This window comes from Clostridium beijerinckii, from assembly GCF_008705175.1.
In the GTDB taxonomy this organism is placed as follows: Bacteria; Bacillota; Clostridia; order Clostridiales; family Clostridiaceae; genus Clostridium; species Clostridium beijerinckii.
This window is the reverse complement of the sequence record NZ_CP043998.1, coordinates 5,818,719-5,838,909: the sequence shown is the minus strand read 5'-3', so window position 1 is coordinate 5,838,909 and position 20,191 is coordinate 5,818,719. Positions and strand designations below refer to the sequence as shown.

Below are 20,191 nucleotides of genomic sequence, written 5' to 3'. Positions count from 1 at the left end.
TATGAAACTGAAAATAAAGCTTCCTTTACTATTTCTGGTTATGTTTATAGTTTTTATGGCTTCAATTGGAATCTATTTGAAGTTTATCTTTGCAGAATATTCACCTATATCTAGTTCATTACTGGATCCATCATATATAGTATTACTCCTTCCCATATTTGCTATTGCCTGTTTCATCTTTATTATTTTAATTATGTATATCCATTTTTGTATAGAAGAACCAATAAGATTACTTAATTCCAGACTAGAAAGAATAAATATTGTGCATCCATTGCCGCCACTTGCGCTAAGGAGTAATGATGAAATTGGAGACCTTTATAATCATTTTAATAATATGGAAAAGAGGCTCCAACTAGCACATAAAGAGCAAATGGATATGATTGCTGCCATTGCTCATGATCTAAAAGCGCCATTAACATCTATTAATGGTTTTGCTGAACTGTTAGCCATGCAAAAGGGTCTACCAGAAAATGAAAAGCAGGAATATTATGAGTTGATTCAAAAAAAGTCAAAATATATGGCTGAACTTATCAACGACTTTGTAAGCTTCATCAAAGAGAAACTGAATTTAGAATCCATGACCGTGAAACCCGTTAATGCATCAAAATTATTTGAGAACATTGCCCTAGAATATGAACATGAGCTATCAGGATTTGACTATGAGCTTATTTACAAACATTTATTTAAGGAAAATATGATGCTTATGGTCAATGAGATTATGATAGGTCGAGTCTTTGGTAATCTATTCAGTAATGTTGTAAGATATGGAGGAAAAAATGAGTTGAAAGTGTATATGACTGGATACTCACAAGGGGCTTATGCCTATTTTGAAATTGAGGATAATGGGATTGGAGTACCGGATAAGGATATATCTTCACTATTTCTTAAATTTTTCACTGTGGATAAATCCAGGCAAATTGAAAATGGTGGGATAGGACTTGGACTAGCAAGCTGTAAATCAATTATTGAATATCATGGTGGAGAAATCTATGCATATTCTTCTGAATATGGTGGCCTGGGTATAAAGTTCAGCCTTCCACTTGTACAATACTAATTTTATTTCTCTAAAATAAATTAAAGGTCACTGTTGGTTGAACGTAGAGAACACCGGCAGTGGCTTTTTTGCTTCCTAATACTTTATAATTTTTTACATTCTCTTTATAAAGATTTATTTTCCTTTTAGGGCAGCTTTATTTTTATATCGTAAAATTTACTTGTAGCTTAAAAACTACAAGTAAATTGATAGGAGGAAATGATATGGTAGAGAATCAAGTTCGTGGCACGGACATAGATAGGTGCCGCTATTTCGAAACATGTACTCTTATGCTTAATCAGAGAAGGATGGAAGTAATAAATATAACTAGAGAAGGAGGATACTGCAATGTCAATTGAATTTAGCCGTTGGCCAAACAACTATATGATGTCATATCAAGTAACTAAAGCTCTAGGTTTGGCAAGTCTTGGTGCTGCTGACGTCACCGAAATTTATGAAGCATGCAAAAAAATAGATCCAAATGATAAGGAAACATGGCATAGGGAATGGCTCATAACAGCAGATGCTTTGGAAAGGCATGGTAAGGAGGCAGAAGCGGTTGGAAACTGGTATACAGCACGTAACTGTTACATTCGTGCTTGCAATTACCACCGAATCGCTGAATATGCTGTGATGGATAATGATGCCGAGAAACTCCGTATATTTAGGAAAGTAAATGAACTCTTTGAAGCTGCTGGAAAGTACTTTGATGTAAAACCAGAGAAAATCCAAGTAGATTATGAGGATGTCAAGTTGGATGGGTACTTTTTCTCACCTCCTTGGATAAAAGGTCCGAAGCCCACAATTTTGGCCCTCAATGGTGGTGATGAGTGGTCAATTGAGAACTATTTCTGGTTAGGACCTGCCTTTATTTCGTGTGGATATAACTTTATGGTCTATGATCAGCCTGGAACTGGTCTTTCAATGTACGAAAAAGGAAAGGGCAGAAGAGCTGACAGCGAGGCTTTTCATTCAAGAGCAATTGACTTTCTTCTAACTAGACCGGAAGTGGATCCTAACAAGATTATTGTTCATGGTGAGAGTTTTGCGGCATATGACTCCCTTAGATTTGCTGCATTCGACAACAGGATTGCTGCCGTCATCTCTGACGGAGGAACCCACGCGTTCGACTGGGAGGCAATGCTAAAATGGATGCCACCAAGTTTAGCTGCTCACGGCATGAGAATTTTGGGTGCAAGAAGCTTGGATGACTTTGCTGGAAATCCTCGTTTTGCCTACAATCTTGAGGGCGTGCTTCACCAGATAGAATGCCCACTTCTTGTGATGCACGGTGCGGAAGAGATATTGGTTCAGCCCAATCCGCTAACACAAGCTCTTAAAAATTACGAGCAGGCTGGTTCGAAAAACAAGACGTTCTTCGCCATAGAGGATAGAAGACTTGGCGGATTAGAACACTGCCAGGTAGACAACATAAATGTGCTGCATGAGGTAGTACTGAATTGGCTTTGTTCTATTGGTCTTGGACCTTCTGCACCTAGACCAAGTGATTTCTAGGATATTTTTAAGTTAATCAGAAGGTGGAGCTTATGAAACTTACATTTATACAGGTGGAACCGTGCTTGTTAGAAAGCATATAGCGAGATATTTTAATTTAAGGATACGGAAGATATTAAAGAAAATTTAGATGATTATTTTAAAGAATTAACTTATGTAGTAGTAGGATAGCCATTTGCCACTGTATTTAAAATATAATGATGATGAAATTCCTGTTAAGATAATTGGAATTAATGGAAAGCCTGGAACTGGAATAAAGAAAGCAATGATCACTTGTTTTTATTTAGTTCATGTTAAGTTAATTATAAATAAGGTATATCATATGCCAATTTTTAAAATTCATGATAAATTAGAAAATATTGATTTAATGGAGTTAAGTAATATCGTTAAGGAGACACGTAACTTTGAGGGCCAGTACATATTTCTAATTCTGAATGATGGAATTGAGAAACTTGGAATAAAAGGAATACTTAGAGTAATAGGAACTTTGAGTATTCCTTTTTCTATTTTGAAGAGGTACTAACGATGATGAAATTATATAAAAAGGAACAACTAGAGGAACTAAAATAAAAATACTCAAAGTAAATATTAAATTAAGTAGAGGAAATAAAAATCATGTTAGGCGAAAAAGAAATAGAGCTTAAAATTGTACTGTAGTTGTACTATTTTATTTTGATAAGCAAAAAATAATAAGAAATTAAACAAAAAAATGAACAAAAGTTTTCATACTGATTCTTAAAAGGAAAGTCAAAAAAATATAGATAAATATTTTAGGAGTTTAGTGCATATATACGCTAATACTTGATATTAAATGCTAGCATCCTATATCAAAGAATTTGGATTTATAAATGTAAAAGAGATGAGGAATCAAGAGATAAGAGATAGTGTTTTTCTCTCAAATCTACCAACAAGCTATTTCAATATATGTAATTATTTGTATGAAATAGCAATTAGGAGTATAATTTAATATTATTTACAATAAGAAAGGAGGCTGTCCATAAAAAACGAATGATAGCAAAAGATCACTTTTAATTATTATTAAAAGTGGACTTGCAGTGATATCAAAAAAATGAAAAGTTATGTGGGAGGAATAAGATAATGAAAAAAATAAAATTAGGTTTTCGCAATAAAAAATCTAAAAGTTTACTTATTGGAGCAATTGCACTTATTTCAGTAATTACTGCAGGTAATTGCCAATATTCTAGTGCTGCAGTAGTTAATAACACATCTGCAATTCAAGATGCTAGCGGAAATTCTGTTTCAGAAAAAGAAAATTATTCAATACCTGAAAAATCTAAAATAGTGATTGGAAAAACTGTTGAAGATAAGGGAATTAAGGTTACTCTATCTGATTGTTATGCAGATACTCATATGCTTACTTTTACAACACATTTGGATAGTAAAGAAAGAGGTGATTATGCACAAGAGTTGAAACCAAGTATATCTATTAATGGAAAGATAATAAATAATGAAACAAATAAATTTAAGTACGATTATATCCATAACGATGATGGAACTTGTGATATAGTGACACATATTTACTTAGACAATATAGATACAAGTCAAAATTTAAATATTTCAATAGATTATGATAGGATAGGGGTAACTAGTACATCCAATATTGACTCGTATGTAACAGGGAATTGGAAATTCAATTTTGCAATTGGCGCATCTCAAATAGACAAGCCGATTTTAGCCAAGGATATTAATCAGACTCTAGTAATAGATGGCCATGAACTATATGTGCACAATATAAAAATATTCCCATACCGAATTGAATTTACAGGAGGCAGTGATATCGATAGTTTTAGTGATACTACAGATATGGCATCATGGGAACTTACGGATGATAAAGGAAATAAGATTAAGGAATCAGATGGTCATGGATCTGATAAAAGTATAATGTTAAATTATTTTGTTGACACAACTGATATGAGAAGTGTAACGATAATCCCAAGAACTTCTTTTAACAACCCTGATACAGCATATCCTAGAAAATTTCCTACTATTAGCAATTATGATAAAGCCATTACAATAAATATAAGATAATAAGTAAAAGAAATACTTAAAGTAATAAGAACTTTAAGTATTTCTTTACTTATGTAGGAGAATTATCATGAGAAAAAGATTAAGTATATTATTGAAAATACTTTAGATTTGGATTATATAAATAGACTAATTTCGCAGTGAGGAATATCCAGCGTTCATATAAGTTAATAATATGTTTTTCATATTTTGATACTAAGAATATAAATAAACTTCGAGTAGTATGTTTCTATATCTATAATTACATATAGATTAAGAAGTTATATTCTAAGTAGATAAAATAAAATTTTTATAAATTAAATGTTGTGTATATTGTATAGACAAGCAATACAGTATATATTTTTCTAGATAAGATTATGGAAATTTAGACTTTGTATAAGGTAATTGAGGTATAAGAACCATACTAATGACATAAAAAAGAATACTAAAATAAGTATTACGTTTGGATAAGCAATTTATAAGCAGATTATATTACAAATGCCATATAAAAGTATTTGAATAGAATATAAGAACAAGAAAGTAGTTATGACAACATATATAATAGTGTGCTAAGATTGAATAATAAGATAGTAATGTATTACAATAATGTTATTGCAACTATTGAAATCGTATAATAATTAGAGGATGATTAAAAATGAAAGTTGATCTAAGCAAAATTGTTAATAATAAAAAAATCACACCGATAGAAGAACAAGTATTAGAATATATAATCAATAATATTGATAGTGTAATGGATCTTGGCGTTAGAGGGGTTGCTGCTGAAAACTACACATCTACATCAACTATTATGAGACTTTCAAAAAAATTAGGTTTTACAGGATTTATAGATATGATTTATAATATAACACCACTAATAGATGGTGGTGGCACGGGAATTATAGAAGAGTCAGAAGCATTAATAGGTACTGATATTAAGTTTTTATCTAAATATACAGATGAGGAAAATGTAAAAAGGTTTATAGAAATATTAGCAAGTGGAACCAAAAAGTATATTTTTATTTATGCAAGAGGCTACTCTGAAATCACTGGAGAATACTTTAACAAAAAGCTGCTTGGGGTAGGGATAAAGAGCATATTAATAGATTCTAAGGGGAGTTTTGAAAATAATCTAGAAGACATGGAAACATTAATAGTAATATCAAAGTCTGGAGAGACTAAAGAAGTATTAGATAAGGTTCAAGTGGCGAAGAAGAAAAATAAAGTAGTAATTTCCTTCACAAAGGAAGTAGAAAACAGTATTTCAGCTCTTTCGGATATTTCATTTAAGATATTTGATATGCATAAATTAGATGACAGTAATGTGCTGCCTAACTCGTTTTTTGCAAATATGCTTATGTTTATGGAATACTTAATCTACAGATATTATCAAGAAACAAGAAAAGAAAATAAATAGTCAAATTAAGAAACCTGTTATCTTTTAAGCTAACAGGTTTCTTAATGCTTGCAATCTATTTCAATTAAATGAAAACGTATATATAATGAGCCTATGGATGACACAATAATTGATAAGAGGTGGAATATATGAAGGATAAAATTATGAATGCTATGCAAAGATTTTCTAAGGCTATGTTTATTCCAGTATTAATACTTCCGATTGTAGGTATATTAATAGCTTTTGGAAATATTCTCACAAATACCAAATTAGCAGAATATGCACCGTTCTTAAAGAATAGTGTGATATTTGGATTTGGAAAAATATTATCAGGATCCTTGGTTCCTATACTATCAAACCTTGGAATAATATTCTGTGTTGGTTTAGCTGTAGGACTTGCGAAAGAGAAAAAAGCAGAATCAGGTTTCACATCAGTATTAGTATATTTAATATTTAATAATGCCATGAATATTTTCTTGAGTTTATCAGGGAAGTTAGTAAATCCAGATAATTTAAGAGGTTCTGGTCAGGCGATTGTACTAGGGACTCAAGTTTTGGATATGGGAGTTTTTTTAGGAATAATTTTAGGTATAGTGGTAGCGTATTTTCATAATAAATATTGCAAGAAAGAATTTAATGGAGCATTTCAAATATATGGGGGTTCAAGATTAGTATTCTTAATATTAATTCCAGTAGTTGTTGTATTAGCTGTTATACTTTCTTATGTTTGGCCATCAGTACAGTGGGGAATATCAAGTTTAGGATATTACATACAAAAGAGTGGTAATTTTGGAGTATTTATGTATGGAACACTAGAAAGACTTTTAATACCAACAGGATTGCATCACTTGGTATATACTCCATTCTTATATAGTCAGCTTGGAGGAATAGAGACTATAGGGGGAAAGGCGATAGAAGGAGCAAGAAACATTTATTTTGCACAAATTGCAGATCCTTCAATTAAAGTTTTATCCAGTACAGTTATATGGGATGCTAGAGGATTATCAAAGATGTTTGGATTAGTAGGAGCGTGTTTAGCACTTTATCACACAGCTGATGCTGATAAGAAAAAGAAGGCTAGAGCGATTCTTATACCAGCAGCAGTAACTTCAATAATAGCAGGTGTTACAGAACCTATAGAATTTTCATTCTTATTTACAGCACCAATATTATTTGGAGTACATGCAGTTTTAAGCGGTCTTGGAATGGTAGCTTTAAATATATTAAACGTAAGGGCTATAGCACCTAATGGATTTATAGATTTCTTACTTTATAATTTACCATTAGGTATAGAGAAAACAGGTTGGCCAATGTTTATTTTAGTAGGTGTAGTGCAATTCACAGTTTACTATGTAATATTTAGATTTCTAATAGTTAAGCTTAACTTAAAGACTACTGGAAGAGAAGAAAGTAATGAAGAAGTTAAACTTTATACTAAGCAAGATTATAAGGATAAAGTAACAGGAGGCCAAGGGTCTGGAGATAAAGAATCAACATCAGGAAATGAAGCACTTGTAATAATAGAGGCCCTAGGAGGAAAGGAAAATATTAAAAAAGTAGATAACTGTTTCACAAGACTAAGATTAATCCTTGATGACACATCAAAAGTTGATGAAGCTACATTAAAGGGAACAGGAGCTACAGGAGTAGTTAAAAAAGGAGAAAATGTTCAAGTAATTTATGGATTACATGTAACTAGAATAAGATCGATAGTGGATGAAGCACTAGGAATTGTAGGAGAATAATAATATAAATCGTAGAAATATTTGAAGAATAGTATAAATTAAAGGAAAGAGGTAATATATATGAAAAAACATTCTATTGTTATTGCAGGAGGCGGAAGTACATTCACTCCAGGAATAGTTATGATGCTATTAGATAATCTACACCGTTTTCCAATTAGAAAATTAAAATTATATGATAATGATGCTGAGCGTCAAGGTGTCATTGGTGAAGCTTTAGAAATTGTATTAAAAGAAAATGCACTAGATATCGAATTTTCTTATACAACAGATCCTAAAGAAGCATTTACAGATGTTGATTTCTGTATGGCCCATATACGTGTTGGAAAATATGAAATGCGTGAGAAGGATGAAAAGATTCCTTTAAAATATGGAGTGATTGGTCAAGAAACTTGTGGAGCAGGAGGAATTGCTTATGGAATGAGAAGTATAGGAGGTATGTTAGAGTTAATAGATTTGATGGAAAAATATTCACCAGACTGTTGGATGTTAAATTACTCTAACCCAGCATCAATTGTTGCTGAAGCCTGCCGTAGATTAAAACCAAATTCGAAGGTATTAAACATTTGCGACATGCCGGTTGGAACACTTCGTCGTATGGCTGGTATTGTGGACTTAGAACCAAGTGATTTGGAAGTTAAATACTTTGGATTAAACCACTTTGGATGGTGGACTAGCGTTAAAGATAAACAAGGTAATGATTTAACAGACAGAATTAAAGCTTATGTTGCAGAAAATGGCTACTTAACAGTAAAAGAAGTAGAAACACAACATACAGATCCAAGCTGGCAGGAAACTCATAAAAAAGCAAAAGATTTATTAGCAGTAGATCCAAGATTTTTACCTAATACTTATTTAAAATACTATCTATATCCTGATTATGTTGTAGAACATTCTAATGCAGAATATTCTAGGGCAAACGAAGTAATGGATGGAAGAGAAAAAGATGTATTTAATGCAGCACGTGCTATTACAAAGGCAGGAACAGCAAAAGGCGGAGAATTCCATATTGATGCTCATGCAACTTTTATAGTAGATTTAGCTAGAGCAATTGCCTATAACACACATGAAAGAATGTTATGTATAGTAGAGAATAAAGGTGCAATATCTAATTTTGATCCAACAGCTATGGTTGAAGTTCCATGCATTGTTGGAAGTGATGGGCCAGAACCTTTAGCACAAGGAGAAATTCCACAATTCCAAAAGGGATTAATGGAGCAACAAGTATCAGTAGAAAAATTAGTTGTTGAGGCATGGATTGAAAATAGCTATTTGAAATTATGGCAGGCACTTACTTTATCTAAGACTGTACCAAGTGCTAGAGTTGCTAAATTATTATTAGATGATCTTATTGAAGTTAATAAGGGCTATTGGCCGGAATTAAAGTAGGAGTATGTATGTTTAAGAATTTGTTTAATAAAAATAAGAATAAAGTATTTTATGCTTTTGCTAATGGTGTAAGTGTTGACCTAAGTGAGGTTAATGATGAAGTGTTCTCACAAAAAATGATGGGGGAAGGAGTTGCGATTAAACCAAGTGAAGGAAAAATATATTCACCTTGTGATGGAACGATAGCGGCAGTTATGAAGGAAAGTAAGCATGCTGTTGGAATAAGGACCAAAGATGGAGTAGAATTTCTAATTCACGTGGGAATTGATACTGTAGCTCTAAACGGAGAAGGTTTTGAACTATATTGCGAAGAAGGAAACGCAGTAAAAAAAGGTGATCTTCTTTTAAGCTTTGACAGAAAATTTATTAAGGAAAAGGGCTTAGACGATATTACTATGCTGGTAATATCAGAACTTAATAATCATAAAATTGTGGATATTCATATTGATTTGGATATGAAGGTAAATGAGATAATCCTACTAGAGTACAACTAGTTTGTTAAAGATACAATAAATTAAAATGATAAATTATGAAGGTTGATTTAAATGATCTAGAGTATAATATGTGAATATATGCTCTAGATTATTTTTTATTCTCTAAGATTATAGTTGTTAAATAATCCTTTGTATAAATCAATATACTGGCAAGAGAGTCAAGTCTATATACTGGAGTGACTTACGAAAGTGATAATGTTTATATAATATAAAAAACAAAATACGAAAGAAGTCGAGAGATTTTATAATTTTCATGCTATATTTTTACAAAAAATGTAAAACAAGTGTGATATTGTATGTAATGTATAAATCGTAATTACATTATATACATTACGTAGAATGGGGGGATACGATGAAAGATGCTACCATAATGCTCAGAGTTACAACAGAACAGAAGCTAGCTATAAAAAGAATGGCTAGAAAGCAAGGAATGACTATTACAGAATTTATGCTATTTAATATGATGAAATCGATTAGTGAATCTGAATTATCTGAAATAAATGGAGATATTAATTTGAATTTAGAATCCAAAGAATAGTAAGTTGACCTTGAGTTTTACCTGCTTGTATATAAAGCATAGACAAGCAATACATTGTACAAATACTGTTTAATGGCCTAAGGTACTAGCAGTATGATAGCTATATAAACTACATACAAAGGAATATTAATGGAGAAACATTTCATAAGGATAAATAATTTTTAGGTGAACGGTGGTATAAACGCCATAAAAAGATATTCAAATAGAATGTAAAAGTAAAAAAGGGGGATTAAAAAATGAGAATCAGTGCAGACATAGGCTACAATACAACAAATTTTATTGGACATAACATAGAAGGCTCCTTTTCATCGACAGTAAAAGAAAAGATGCACGAGTTAGAGACGGCTAAATATACTGTTGAGTACAATAATAAAACATATTTAATTGGTAATGATGATGGATTTACCAGCATAGAACATTCAAGAGATAAGGATATTATATTTCATATTTGCCTATATACAGCTATAGCAGCTACAATGAGTTCAACAATAGATAACAATGTAAGGGTTATAACAGGACTTCCTGCTCAATTTTTTGCAGAACAAAAGAATTCTCTGATAAAAGCTCTTGAAAATAGACGAGTCTTTATGAAACTTAATGGAGAAAATAGAAGTTTTACAATTACCAAAGTAATTGTATTTCCTCAGTCGGCAGGATTATTTTTATATGATAAATCATTAGTAGAAAAGGATACGCTAGTAGTAGATATAGGTGGTGGTACACTAGATATAGCATATATGAGCAATGGCCAATTTAAAGAAGGTAGAACGTATCCATTGGGAGTGAATCCGACATATGATGTACTTCTACAAGAGTTAACCAAATATGGAGTCAACTACTCTAATCGTATGAAAGCAGAACAAATAATTGCAGATAAAGCTATATTTGTAGAAGGAAAGGAAATAGATGTAAGCAAGGATATTGATAATGTATTAAGTTTGAGAGCAGGAGAAATAATAAATGCCATAAAACAGGCATTTCCAGAGCAATCGAAATATTCGAGATTTGTTTTCATAGGTGGGGGAGCCTTATTGCTTAAAAATTATTTAAAAGACTATAGAGTATTAGATGATGCACAGATGATTAATGTAAAAACTTATGACATAATAGGTAAGAGTAAGAATGTGTAAAAAGTTAAAAACTACAATTACTTTAGCTCCCCATATTAAGGAATTTGCATCTAAAGAAGCTAAATCTCTGGGTTTAGATTTTTCTGCATATATAACTGTACTAATAGGTGAAAAAATGAGAGGTACTATGATACCTTCAACGATTAAAAAAGTTAGTGATGATAAAATTGATGAGGCAGCTATATCCATAGACGAAAAAGAATCTATAAAAATAGATAGTGAGCAGGAAAATGAGATAGATAGATTGCTTCAGTGGTAAAGAACAGATGAAAATTTTCATCTGTTCTTATGCATCTCATTATTAATAAAAGGATATGAATGTATAGTTGCTGGATTATAGAAATTTATATGAAATCTATGTAATATTTCACAAAAAGTAAAAGAACTAATATAATTAATTGCTATTAGTATGTATAATAGTAATTAAGTAATGATAAAATGAAATTTTCATTGAAATAAATTTTGATTTTATGCTTACTACATGATATAAATTAATTTAAAATATTTACTATAGATATAACTGTTTAAAGGGGGAGTGAGAATATGGAAGTTGTTTTAGAACAGTTTATTCCATCAGATAAGCCTAAGAGAATTAGTAACATACTCCAAAAGATTTCAATTGTTTTTTTTGTAGTTGGATTAATGATTGTTTTTGCATCACCAATAATCGGAATAGCGCTAATAATAGTAGCATTAATATTTTTTGTGGGAAGTTACTTTATGTATATTGATTATGAGTATGAGTTATATAATGGTGATATAACAATATCTAAGGTCTATAATGCAAGTAGAAGAAAGATTGCTCAAAAGATTAGTAGAGATGATGTGAGAAAAGTATACATTACAGAACGGAAAGATGCTCTTAAGAGCGGGGTGGCAGCATATTATAATACTAATATAAATGGACTAAAGATTTATACTTTTGAATTAAACAACAATAAAATAATACAATTAGCCTTAAATGAAGAACTTGAAAAAATAGTCAAGATAATTTATGTTCAAAAAATTACATTTTAAAAATACAGTATAGTTAATAAGTGTATTCCTTAAACTACAAAAAGGAGTACACTTTTTTTATGTTCTAAGAACTAATTGTTTTATATATAAATTTAATTCTTAAAATTAGCAATAATAGTGGGAACAGTACCACATAAGATGAATTATAGTTTTCGAAAATATAAATCATATGAATAGGAAGGCGTAATGGATAATGTATTAGAAACCATGCATTGTACATGGGGGAGAAAGGAAATTTATATAATTTATTATTTAGGTAAAAAACGTATTGACACATTATATATGGAACTGGTATCATATTAACATGAAAACGGTTTTCGAGGTTAATTGAATTAGGAGGGGACATTAATGAAGGAACAAATAGTAGCAAAAGAAATTCTAGAGAATATTGGTGGAAAAGAAAATATAAAATCAGTAGAACATTGTGCAACTAGATTAAGACTTATACTTAATGATAAGGAAAAAATAAATGAAAAAGCTATTGAAAATATTGATGGTGTAAAAGGACAATTTTTCTCGGCAGCGCAATACCAAATAATTCTTGGAACAGGATTTGTAAATAAAGTTTATGATGTCATAGTTGGACAAAATTCTGACTTAGTAACTGGAAATAATAAAGAGGAAGCTTATAGCCAAATGACATTAATTCAAAAAATATCTAGAACTTTTGGAGATGTATTTGTACCTATAATACCAGTATTAGTTGCAACAGGTTTGTTTATGGGACTAAGAGGTCTTTTGACAAATCTAGGAGTTCAAATGAATGAGAATTTTGTTCTCTTTACTCAAGTATTAACAGATACTGCTTTTGCATTTTTACCAGCATTAGTTGCATGGTCAACCATGAAAAAGTTTGGAGGTACACCAGTAATAGGTATAGTAATAGGATTAATGCTTGTATCACCGAGTTTACCAAATGCTTATGCTGTGGCAGCGGGAACAGCAACTCCAATTAATCTAACTATACTAGGATTAAACATTCCTGTAGTTGGATATCAAGGGTCTGTGTTGCCAGCATTAGTATTAGGAATTATTGCAGCTAAAACTCAAAAAGCACTTAAGAAAGTAGTTCCGGATGTATTAGATCTAATAGTAACTCCATTTATTACATTATTATTTTCAATGGTACTCGGATTATTAATAGTTGGGCCAATTATGCATAATGCTGAGCAATTAATATTTGGAGCAATCAAAGGATTCATGGGGCTTCCATTTGGATTAGGTGGACTAGTTGTAGGAGGAGTACATCAACTTATAGTTGTTACTGGAGTTCACCATGCATTAAATGCTTTAGAAGTTGAATTACTATCCAGCACAGGAAAAGATGCATTTAATGCAATGATAACTTGTGGTATTGTAGCACAAGGTGCGGCAGCTTTAGCAGTAGCCGTCAAAACAAAAGATAAAAAGAAGCGCTCATTATATATTTCATCGGCAATTCCAGCATTTTTAGGTATTACTGAACCAGCAATATTTGGTGTTAACTTAAGATTCATAAAACCATTTATATTTGGATGTGCAGGAGGGGCAGTTGGAGGAATGCTTTCAGGAATACTTCATCTAGCAGGTACAGGAATGGGAATTACAGCATTACCAGGTATGCTATTATATGTGAACAATCTTGGAAGTTACATTTTAGTTAACGTTGTAGCTATAGCTGTTGCTTTTTGCTTAACATTGTTCTTCTTCAAGCCAGAAGAATAGGAATAATAAAAAATATTTAGATGAATTATAGATAGATTTAGCAGGGATAATTTTGATTGCTAAATCTATCAAGCTATATAAAGCTATATTTTATATATTAATATCCATATAAGTTTATAAGTTATCTTTTCAATAATATGTATTAATGATATATAATAATATTTATATAAAACATATATGGAGGATAATATGGATCGAAAAGTCACAATTCAAGATATTGCTAATATGGTTAATGTTTCAAAGAGTAGTGTTTCTAGATATTTGAATAATGGATATGTGAGCGAAGAAAATGCTAAGAAGATAAAAGAAGCGATTGAAAAGACCGGATTTGAAACTAATTTTTTTGCAAAGAGATTAAAGACTAAAAAAAGTGGATTAGTTGGAATTGTAATTCCTAGAATCGATTCTGTTACAATAGGCAAAGTATTAACTGGTATCAATAAAAAATTAATGGAAAATGATTATCAAGGAATTATCTTGATCAGTGAATTAGATATAGAGAAAGAACTAGCAAACATTAATAGCCTTTATCAGCAAGGAGTTGATGGAATAATTATTAATTCTATGGCTATTACTAAAAAGCATATTCAATTAATTAGTAGGCTTAGTATTCCAACTATATTTACAGGACAAAAAAATGAGTTTACTAATTATATAAAAATAGACGATTATGAAGCAGGAAAAATACTTGGAAGTTACTTTAAATCTAAGGGGCATAAAAATATAGTATTTTTAGGAGTAAATGAATGGGATATAGCAGTAGGAGTGGATCGTAAAAATGGATTCATTGATGCCGTGAAGAAAGATAATCCAGATTGTAATGTTCAATTTGTTGAAACTGATTTTTCATTTACTAATGCATACAGTAAGGCTAGCCAGATATTAGAATATAAGCCCACAGCAATAGTTTGTGCAACTGATAATATTTGTTTAGGAGTACTTAGATATTTACATGAAAATAATATTAAAGTTCCAGAAGAAATTTCAGTAGCTGGATTTGGAGGATATGATATAGGAAGTGTTTCATACCCTACACTTACAACAGTAGCTTTTGATTATGAATTAATTGGTATAAAAGCAGCTCAAGGAATTCTAGATTTAATAGAGGGAAAAGAGTTAGAAGAGAATAAGGATACTTCCTTGAGGCTAATAGAAAGAGAAAGTGTGGGTGGGATTAATTAAATTAATAGGAGAAGAGGAAAGATGCCAAACCCAAAATCATACCAGGAAATAAACCAAAATTTAAATAATTATTACAGTAATAAAGAAACGAGTATATGGCGAAACAACTTTCACATTGAGATGCCGTTTGGTCTGATCAATGACCCAAATGGATTAAGTTATTACGACAATAAGTTTTATATATTCTATCAATGGAATCCATTTGGATGTGAGCATAAAACAAAGCACTGGGGATTAGTAACAACAACCAATTTCGTTAACTTTACTAAGCCCCAAATAGCGTTAAAACCACAAGATTGGTTTGATAGAAATGGATGCTATTCAGGGTGTGCATTGATTAAAGATAATGAGTTAAAGTTATACTACACAGGAAACGTAAAAGGTCCAAATGGTGAAAGAGAGTCATATCAGTGCTTAGCCACTTGTAATAAAGATGGAATAATAGATAAACATGGAGTAATTATAGATAAACAACCAAACGGATATACAGCTCATTTTAGAGATCCATATGTATTTATAGAAGATGACACTTATTACATGATATTAGGTGTTCAAAGTGAAGACTTAAAAGGAAGAGCTTTAATTTATGAATCAATAGATTCAGTTAAATGGAACTTGCTTGGTGAGTTAAAAACCGATATGAAGGACTTTGGATACATGTGGGAATGTCCTAATATAATAAGGATAAGTAAAGGCAAACATGCATTTATATTTTCACCACAAGGTTTAGAAAAAGAAGAATTGAAAAATCAAAATTTATATCAGTCAGGGTATGTAATTGGTGAGCTAGATATAAAGAGCGTTGAGCTTAAAAATCATAGCAGATTTAAAGAATTAGATATGGGATTTGATTTTTATGCTCCGCAAATATTTAATCATAATGGTAAAAATATAATGGTTGGATGGATAGGAATGCCAGATAGGGACTCTGAATACCCGACGTATGAGAATGGATGGATGTATTCATTAACTATGCCTAGAGTTTTAGAGTATAAGAATAATGTCCTTTATCAAAAGCCCATTAATGAAATGAGAAATTTAAGAGAAACTCAATTAATAGATATTAAAGGGTTAACTTTGAATAAGTACAATTTAGCTTTAGAGTCTCGTTCAATAGAAATAATGATGAGTATAGAAGTTGAGGATATTGAATCTACAGAAGTTAAATTTAAATTTAATGACGAATATATTCTGATAACATATGATAATAAAAGACAACTATGTACAGTTGATAGAAGTAATATGAATATTGGCGGAAAAGGCATAAGAAAATTCAAATTAAATTCTTCAAAAGAACTAAAAATGAATGTATTCATTGACAATTCTGTGATGGAAATATATTATCAAGATGGATTAGAAGTAACAACATTAACATATTACCCTAAGAGTGAAGGATTAGAACTTCAAATAAGAAATGATAGCAAAATTACAATTAATGAGCTAAATATGTGGAACTTAAGGAGTGTGAAGTATGAATAATAATGTTTTTTGCATTGGGGAACTTTTAATTGATATGGTTTGTGTAGACAATAAAGGTTTAAAAAATGGAGAGAAATTTGAGAAAAAAGCAGGTGGAGCACCAGCAAATGTAGCGGCGAGTATTTGTAAATTAGAAGGTAATGCTTATTTTTTAGGACAAGTAGGTAATGATTTTTTTGGTAAGCATTTAGTTGAGTTGCTAAAAAGCTTGAATATAAATACTGAGATGACCGTAGAAAGAGGAAGTACAACAATTGCATTAGTTGGAATTGATGCAAATGGTGAACGTAACTTTGACTTCTTAAGAGGTAGTGATGGGGAATATTCGTTTGATAATATAGATCTATCAAAGATAAGTAATTCAGATATAATTCATTTCGGGTCTGCAACGGGATTTTTAGAGGGAGAGTTAAAAAAGACATATTTTAAACTATTAGAATATGCGAAATCTAATAACATATATGTATCATTTGATCCTAATTACCGCGATGCACTAATTACTCAAGACAAGTTAGAGTTGTTTGTTGAGGATTGTGTTAAATTCTTGAGATATAGTAACTTTACGAAACTAAGTGATGAAGAATTATATTTAATAACAAAAGAAAAAGATATAGAAAGCGCTGTTAATAAGTTACATGAAACTGGAGTTAAGGTTGTAACAGTTACTTTAGGTTCTAAGGGCACATACTTAAGTGTTAATGGAAAAAATGAAGTAATACCATCTATAAAAATTAAGCAAGTAGATTCCACTGGTGCGGGAGATGCATTTGTTGGAGCAGTATTAAGGCAGGTATCCGATATTGATGACAAAGAGAGTATAAGTTTTGATAGATGGAAAGAGATAGTTTCATTTGCAAATAAGGTAGGTGCAATAACATGCACCAACTACGGGGCTATAGCTTCAATGCCGACACTAAACGAATTAAATTAAGCCGAGTTAGATGAATTCATATATAGGAGGGAGATATTTTAAATATATCCCTTCTATATTTTTGGATTTTTATTTGATTATTGAATATAAGTTGATAATAATGAGTATGAAACTTATGATTTTATATTTTTATTATATGATAGAATATTGAGAAAGGAACATATATAATATTAAAAATATTTAGTCAAGAAAATTCATGATGGGAGCATTACAAATGGTTGATTTTCTAAAAATTGCAAAAGAAGAAGCTAAGATGGCAATGAAAAAAGGGGAGATTCCAGTAGGAGCAGTGATTGTATTGGATGATAAAATAATAGGAAGAGCTCATAATTTAAAAGAAACCTTAAATGATAGTACTGCTCATGCTGAGATTTTAGCTATTAAAGAAGCTTCGAAATTTATTGGAGATTGGAGATTAAATAGAGCTGAAATGTATGTTACATTAGAACCTTGTCCCATGTGCGCGGGGGCGATAATTCAGAGTAGAATATCTAAAGTATATATAGGAACATTTAATAAAGATATGGGTGCTTGTGGTTCGGTAATTGATGTTACAGATAATAAATGGTTAAATTCTTTTGTAAGTACCAAATGGCTATATGATAAAGAATGTTCTGATATCATGTTGGAGTTTTTTTGCCAGAGAAGAAATAAGTATAAATAAATTATAAAAAATATATATAGTTAAGAATGGAATTAATTTTAAATTTTATTGTAATATAGAAATAAACTATGCACTTTAAATCTTAAAAGTATTAGATTTAAGGTGCTTTTCTTATTTAAAGAGATTAGTAAAGATATAGGTAGTTAGTGAGAGCCAATTGGAAATATGGGGAATAAAATCACATTTTTAGAATATTATGAAGTTGAGATATAAAAATAAATATGATATAGTAATAGCAACTGGTCAGACCACTATACCAATGATTTTTAAACAAGAGGTGATTTTTAGTTGAAGTATTTAAAGCAGTTAATGATTATTCTAGTATCATATTTTTTAGGAACAATAGTACAAGTAGTTTTTAAATTACCTATACCAGGCACAGTTTTAGGTCTCATTTTTCTTTTCTTAGCTTTATATTTTGGAATCGTTAAAGTTGAGATGATTGAAGATATATGTGAGGTATTAATAACTCATATGTCATTCTTATTTATCCCAGCAGGGGTAGGGTTAGTGACATCATTTCAAGCAATTAAAGGCAAGATTATACCTTTCTCCACTATAATTGTTATTTCTACATTTGTAGTTTGGATTGTGACTGCCTACGTTGTTAAATTTTTAAGGAAGGTGACTTCAAAATGAATGATATGATAAATTCACCTGTTTTTGGAGTCTTAATATCTATTATTGCTTATGAAATAGGTCTTTTAATAAAACAAAAACTTAAGCTTTCAATATTTAATCCATTACTTATAGCAATAGTAATTCTGATTACATTTTTATTAAAATTTAATATTAAGTATGATGATTATAATAGCGGGGGACAAATAATTTCTTTCTTTTTGGCTCCGGCAACTATTGCATTAGCATTACCATTATATAAAAAGTTTTCTTTGTTTAAAGAAAATGCTTTGCCTATTTTATCAGGTATTTTATTTGGAGCCGTATCTGGTATGATATCTGTAATTCTGCTTTCGAAGGCATTTAATCTTTCAAGCGAGCTTACAAAATCATTAATTCCTAAATCTATAACAACTCCTATAGGAATGGCATTATCTAAACAGTTAGGAGGGCTTCCTTCTGTAGCTGTTGTTGCTATTATAATTACTGGAATATTGGGTTCTATCATTGGACCATTCCTATATAAAATATTAAGGATAAATGATAAAGTAGCCATGGGAATTGCCATGGGAAGTTCATCACATGCTGTTGGGACAGCAAAAGCTATGGAAATAGGTGAAATTGAAGGAGCTATGAGTAGTTTGACTATTGCAATTTCTGGGATTGTGACTGTACTGATAGCACCTGTATTATGGAGTTTATTTTCAGTATTTTTAAATTAGTTAGGGGGGATTATCTTTGAATGGAGATAAAAATAACTACAAAAAGGGAGAGAGTCCAATTAATAAGTTATTTAGTTCTATTGATAATTTATTAATTGAAGAGAGAGAACAGAGGCTAAAAGTAAAGTTAGGAAAAGAGATAAAAAATAGCATATTCACAGATGAAATTATAATGAAGCTTAATGAAAATGACTTCTCTGGTTTAATTGATGAGGAAGATAATAATATGGCGATGCTTTTTTCAAGTATATTTCCAGTATTTATAAAAAGTAGAGATGTTGTTTTTAGACTGTATAAGCATAAAATAGAAGTTAATTTATCTGATGAAATGAGCGATAGATATATTTATATCTTTTCTGATGGGAGGTTGACCTCTGGATTATTTCAATGTTTTAAACTAAGTGATGATGAATATGTATATGGAATAAAGAGAATAATTGATAGTATTCCTCTTTTTAAAATTGCTATTATGAACACATTGGATAGCTTTAGAAAAAATATTAGTATACATAATCATAAAATAGAGAATTCAAAAAATAAAGAACTGTTAGCAGAAAAAAATTACAACGAATTACTTAACTACTTATCAAAAGCAAACATATAAAGTTTTGAGAG

21 protein-coding genes are annotated in these 20,191 nt (G+C 30.7%); all 21 read left to right on the top strand.

The genetic code is table 11. The annotated features are described in order from the left end of the window. Window position 1: 1 nt before the first annotated feature. The 21 genes from F3K33_RS25715 to F3K33_RS25615 all read left to right on the top strand — a co-directional run bounded on the left by F3K33_RS25715 (window position 2) and on the right by F3K33_RS25615 (window position 20,180). Window positions 2–1,054 (top strand): HAMP domain-containing sensor histidine kinase, encoded by a 1,053-nt coding sequence (locus F3K33_RS25715; RefSeq protein WP_023974944.1) that lies wholly within the window; start codon window positions 2–4, stop codon window positions 1,052–1,054. Between the two features lie 203 nt (window positions 1,055–1,257). Further along, window positions 1,258–1,392 (top strand): hypothetical protein, encoded by a 135-nt coding sequence (locus tag F3K33_RS25710; protein ID WP_017212322.1) that lies wholly within the window; start codon window positions 1,258–1,260, stop codon window positions 1,390–1,392. Continuing rightward, window positions 1,382–2,548, top strand: a complete 1,167-nt coding sequence (locus F3K33_RS25705) for an alpha/beta hydrolase family protein (RefSeq protein ID WP_039773956.1) — start codon at window positions 1,382–1,384, stop codon at window positions 2,546–2,548. Before F3K33_RS25710 ends, F3K33_RS25705 begins: the two co-directional genes overlap by 11 nt. A gap of 175 nt (window positions 2,549–2,723) precedes the next feature. Beyond that, on the top strand, window positions 2,724–3,071 hold the full coding sequence (locus tag F3K33_RS25700) for a DUF2326 domain-containing protein (protein WP_023974942.1): 348 nt from the start codon (window positions 2,724–2,726) through the stop codon (window positions 3,069–3,071). Between the two features lie 575 nt (window positions 3,072–3,646). Next, window positions 3,647–4,597 (top strand): DUF4179 domain-containing protein, encoded by a 951-nt coding sequence (locus F3K33_RS25695; RefSeq protein WP_039773957.1) that lies wholly within the window; start codon window positions 3,647–3,649, stop codon window positions 4,595–4,597. A 631-nt stretch (window positions 4,598–5,228) separates the two neighbouring features. Next, window positions 5,229–5,987, top strand: a complete 759-nt coding sequence (locus F3K33_RS25690; RefSeq protein ID WP_012061169.1) for a MurR/RpiR family transcriptional regulator — start codon at window positions 5,229–5,231, stop codon at window positions 5,985–5,987. 128 nt (window positions 5,988–6,115) lie between these two features. Further along, the gene (locus F3K33_RS25685) at window positions 6,116–7,711 is read left to right on the top strand and encodes a PTS transporter subunit EIIC (RefSeq protein ID WP_023974938.1); all 1,596 of its coding nucleotides are present in this window, start codon (window positions 6,116–6,118) and stop codon (window positions 7,709–7,711) included. Between the two features lie 60 nt (window positions 7,712–7,771). Beyond that, window positions 7,772–9,097, top strand: coding sequence for a 6-phospho-alpha-glucosidase (locus F3K33_RS25680; RefSeq protein WP_023974937.1), 1,326 nt, complete (start codon window positions 7,772–7,774; stop codon window positions 9,095–9,097). 8 nt (window positions 9,098–9,105) lie between these two features. Further along, window positions 9,106–9,591, top strand: a complete 486-nt coding sequence (locus F3K33_RS25675) for a PTS sugar transporter subunit IIA (RefSeq protein ID WP_012061166.1) — start codon at window positions 9,106–9,108, stop codon at window positions 9,589–9,591. A 352-nt stretch (window positions 9,592–9,943) separates the two neighbouring features. Then, window positions 9,944–10,129 carry a plasmid mobilization protein gene (locus F3K33_RS25670; protein WP_023974936.1) on the top strand — a complete coding sequence of 62 codons (186 nt, stop codon included), beginning with the start codon at window positions 9,944–9,946 and terminating at the stop codon, window positions 10,127–10,129. A 236-nt stretch (window positions 10,130–10,365) separates the two neighbouring features. Continuing rightward, window positions 10,366–11,259: a ParM/StbA family protein gene (locus F3K33_RS25665; RefSeq protein WP_012061164.1), complete on the top strand. Its 894-nt coding sequence runs from the start codon at window positions 10,366–10,368 to the stop codon at window positions 11,257–11,259. Next, window positions 11,252–11,518 (top strand): hypothetical protein, encoded by a 267-nt coding sequence (locus tag F3K33_RS25660; RefSeq protein WP_012061163.1) that lies wholly within the window; start codon window positions 11,252–11,254, stop codon window positions 11,516–11,518. The genes F3K33_RS25665 and F3K33_RS25660 overlap by 8 nt, the downstream gene beginning before the upstream one ends. A 284-nt stretch (window positions 11,519–11,802) precedes the next feature. Continuing rightward, window positions 11,803–12,276, top strand: a complete 474-nt coding sequence (locus F3K33_RS25655) for a DUF6106 family protein (protein ID WP_023974935.1) — start codon at window positions 11,803–11,805, stop codon at window positions 12,274–12,276. Window positions 12,277–12,624: 348 nt separating this feature from the next. After that, window positions 12,625–13,980, top strand: coding sequence for a sucrose-specific PTS transporter subunit IIBC (locus F3K33_RS25650; protein ID WP_012061161.1), 1,356 nt, complete (start codon window positions 12,625–12,627; stop codon window positions 13,978–13,980). A gap of 189 nt (window positions 13,981–14,169) precedes the next feature. Then, window positions 14,170–15,162 carry a LacI family DNA-binding transcriptional regulator gene (locus F3K33_RS25645; protein WP_017212311.1) on the top strand — a complete coding sequence of 331 codons (993 nt, stop codon included), beginning with the start codon at window positions 14,170–14,172 and terminating at the stop codon, window positions 15,160–15,162. A gap of 21 nt (window positions 15,163–15,183) precedes the next feature. Next, a complete protein-coding gene (locus F3K33_RS25640) occupies window positions 15,184–16,641 on the top strand; it encodes a glycoside hydrolase family 32 protein (RefSeq protein ID WP_023974933.1) in 1,458 nt (485 codons plus the stop codon). After that, the gene (locus F3K33_RS25635; RefSeq protein WP_023974932.1) at window positions 16,634–17,572 is read left to right on the top strand and encodes a carbohydrate kinase family protein; all 939 of its coding nucleotides are present in this window, start codon (window positions 16,634–16,636) and stop codon (window positions 17,570–17,572) included. The genes F3K33_RS25640 and F3K33_RS25635 overlap by 8 nt, the downstream gene beginning before the upstream one ends. Window positions 17,573–17,786: 214 nt before the next feature. Beyond that, window positions 17,787–18,236 carry a nucleoside deaminase gene (locus tag F3K33_RS25630; RefSeq protein WP_012061157.1) on the top strand — a complete coding sequence of 150 codons (450 nt, stop codon included), beginning with the start codon at window positions 17,787–17,789 and terminating at the stop codon, window positions 18,234–18,236. Window positions 18,237–18,524: 288 nt separating this feature from the next. Then, a complete protein-coding gene (locus tag F3K33_RS25625) occupies window positions 18,525–18,875 on the top strand; it encodes a CidA/LrgA family protein (RefSeq protein WP_017212307.1) in 351 nt (116 codons plus the stop codon). Continuing rightward, a complete protein-coding gene (locus tag F3K33_RS25620) occupies window positions 18,872–19,576 on the top strand; it encodes an LrgB family protein (protein ID WP_017212306.1) in 705 nt (234 codons plus the stop codon). Before F3K33_RS25625 ends, F3K33_RS25620 begins: the two co-directional genes overlap by 4 nt. Before the next feature lie 16 nt (window positions 19,577–19,592). Continuing rightward, window positions 19,593–20,180: a hypothetical protein gene (locus F3K33_RS25615; protein ID WP_012061154.1), complete on the top strand. Its 588-nt coding sequence runs from the start codon at window positions 19,593–19,595 to the stop codon at window positions 20,178–20,180. The last annotated feature ends 11 nt before the right edge of the window (window positions 20,181–20,191 follow it).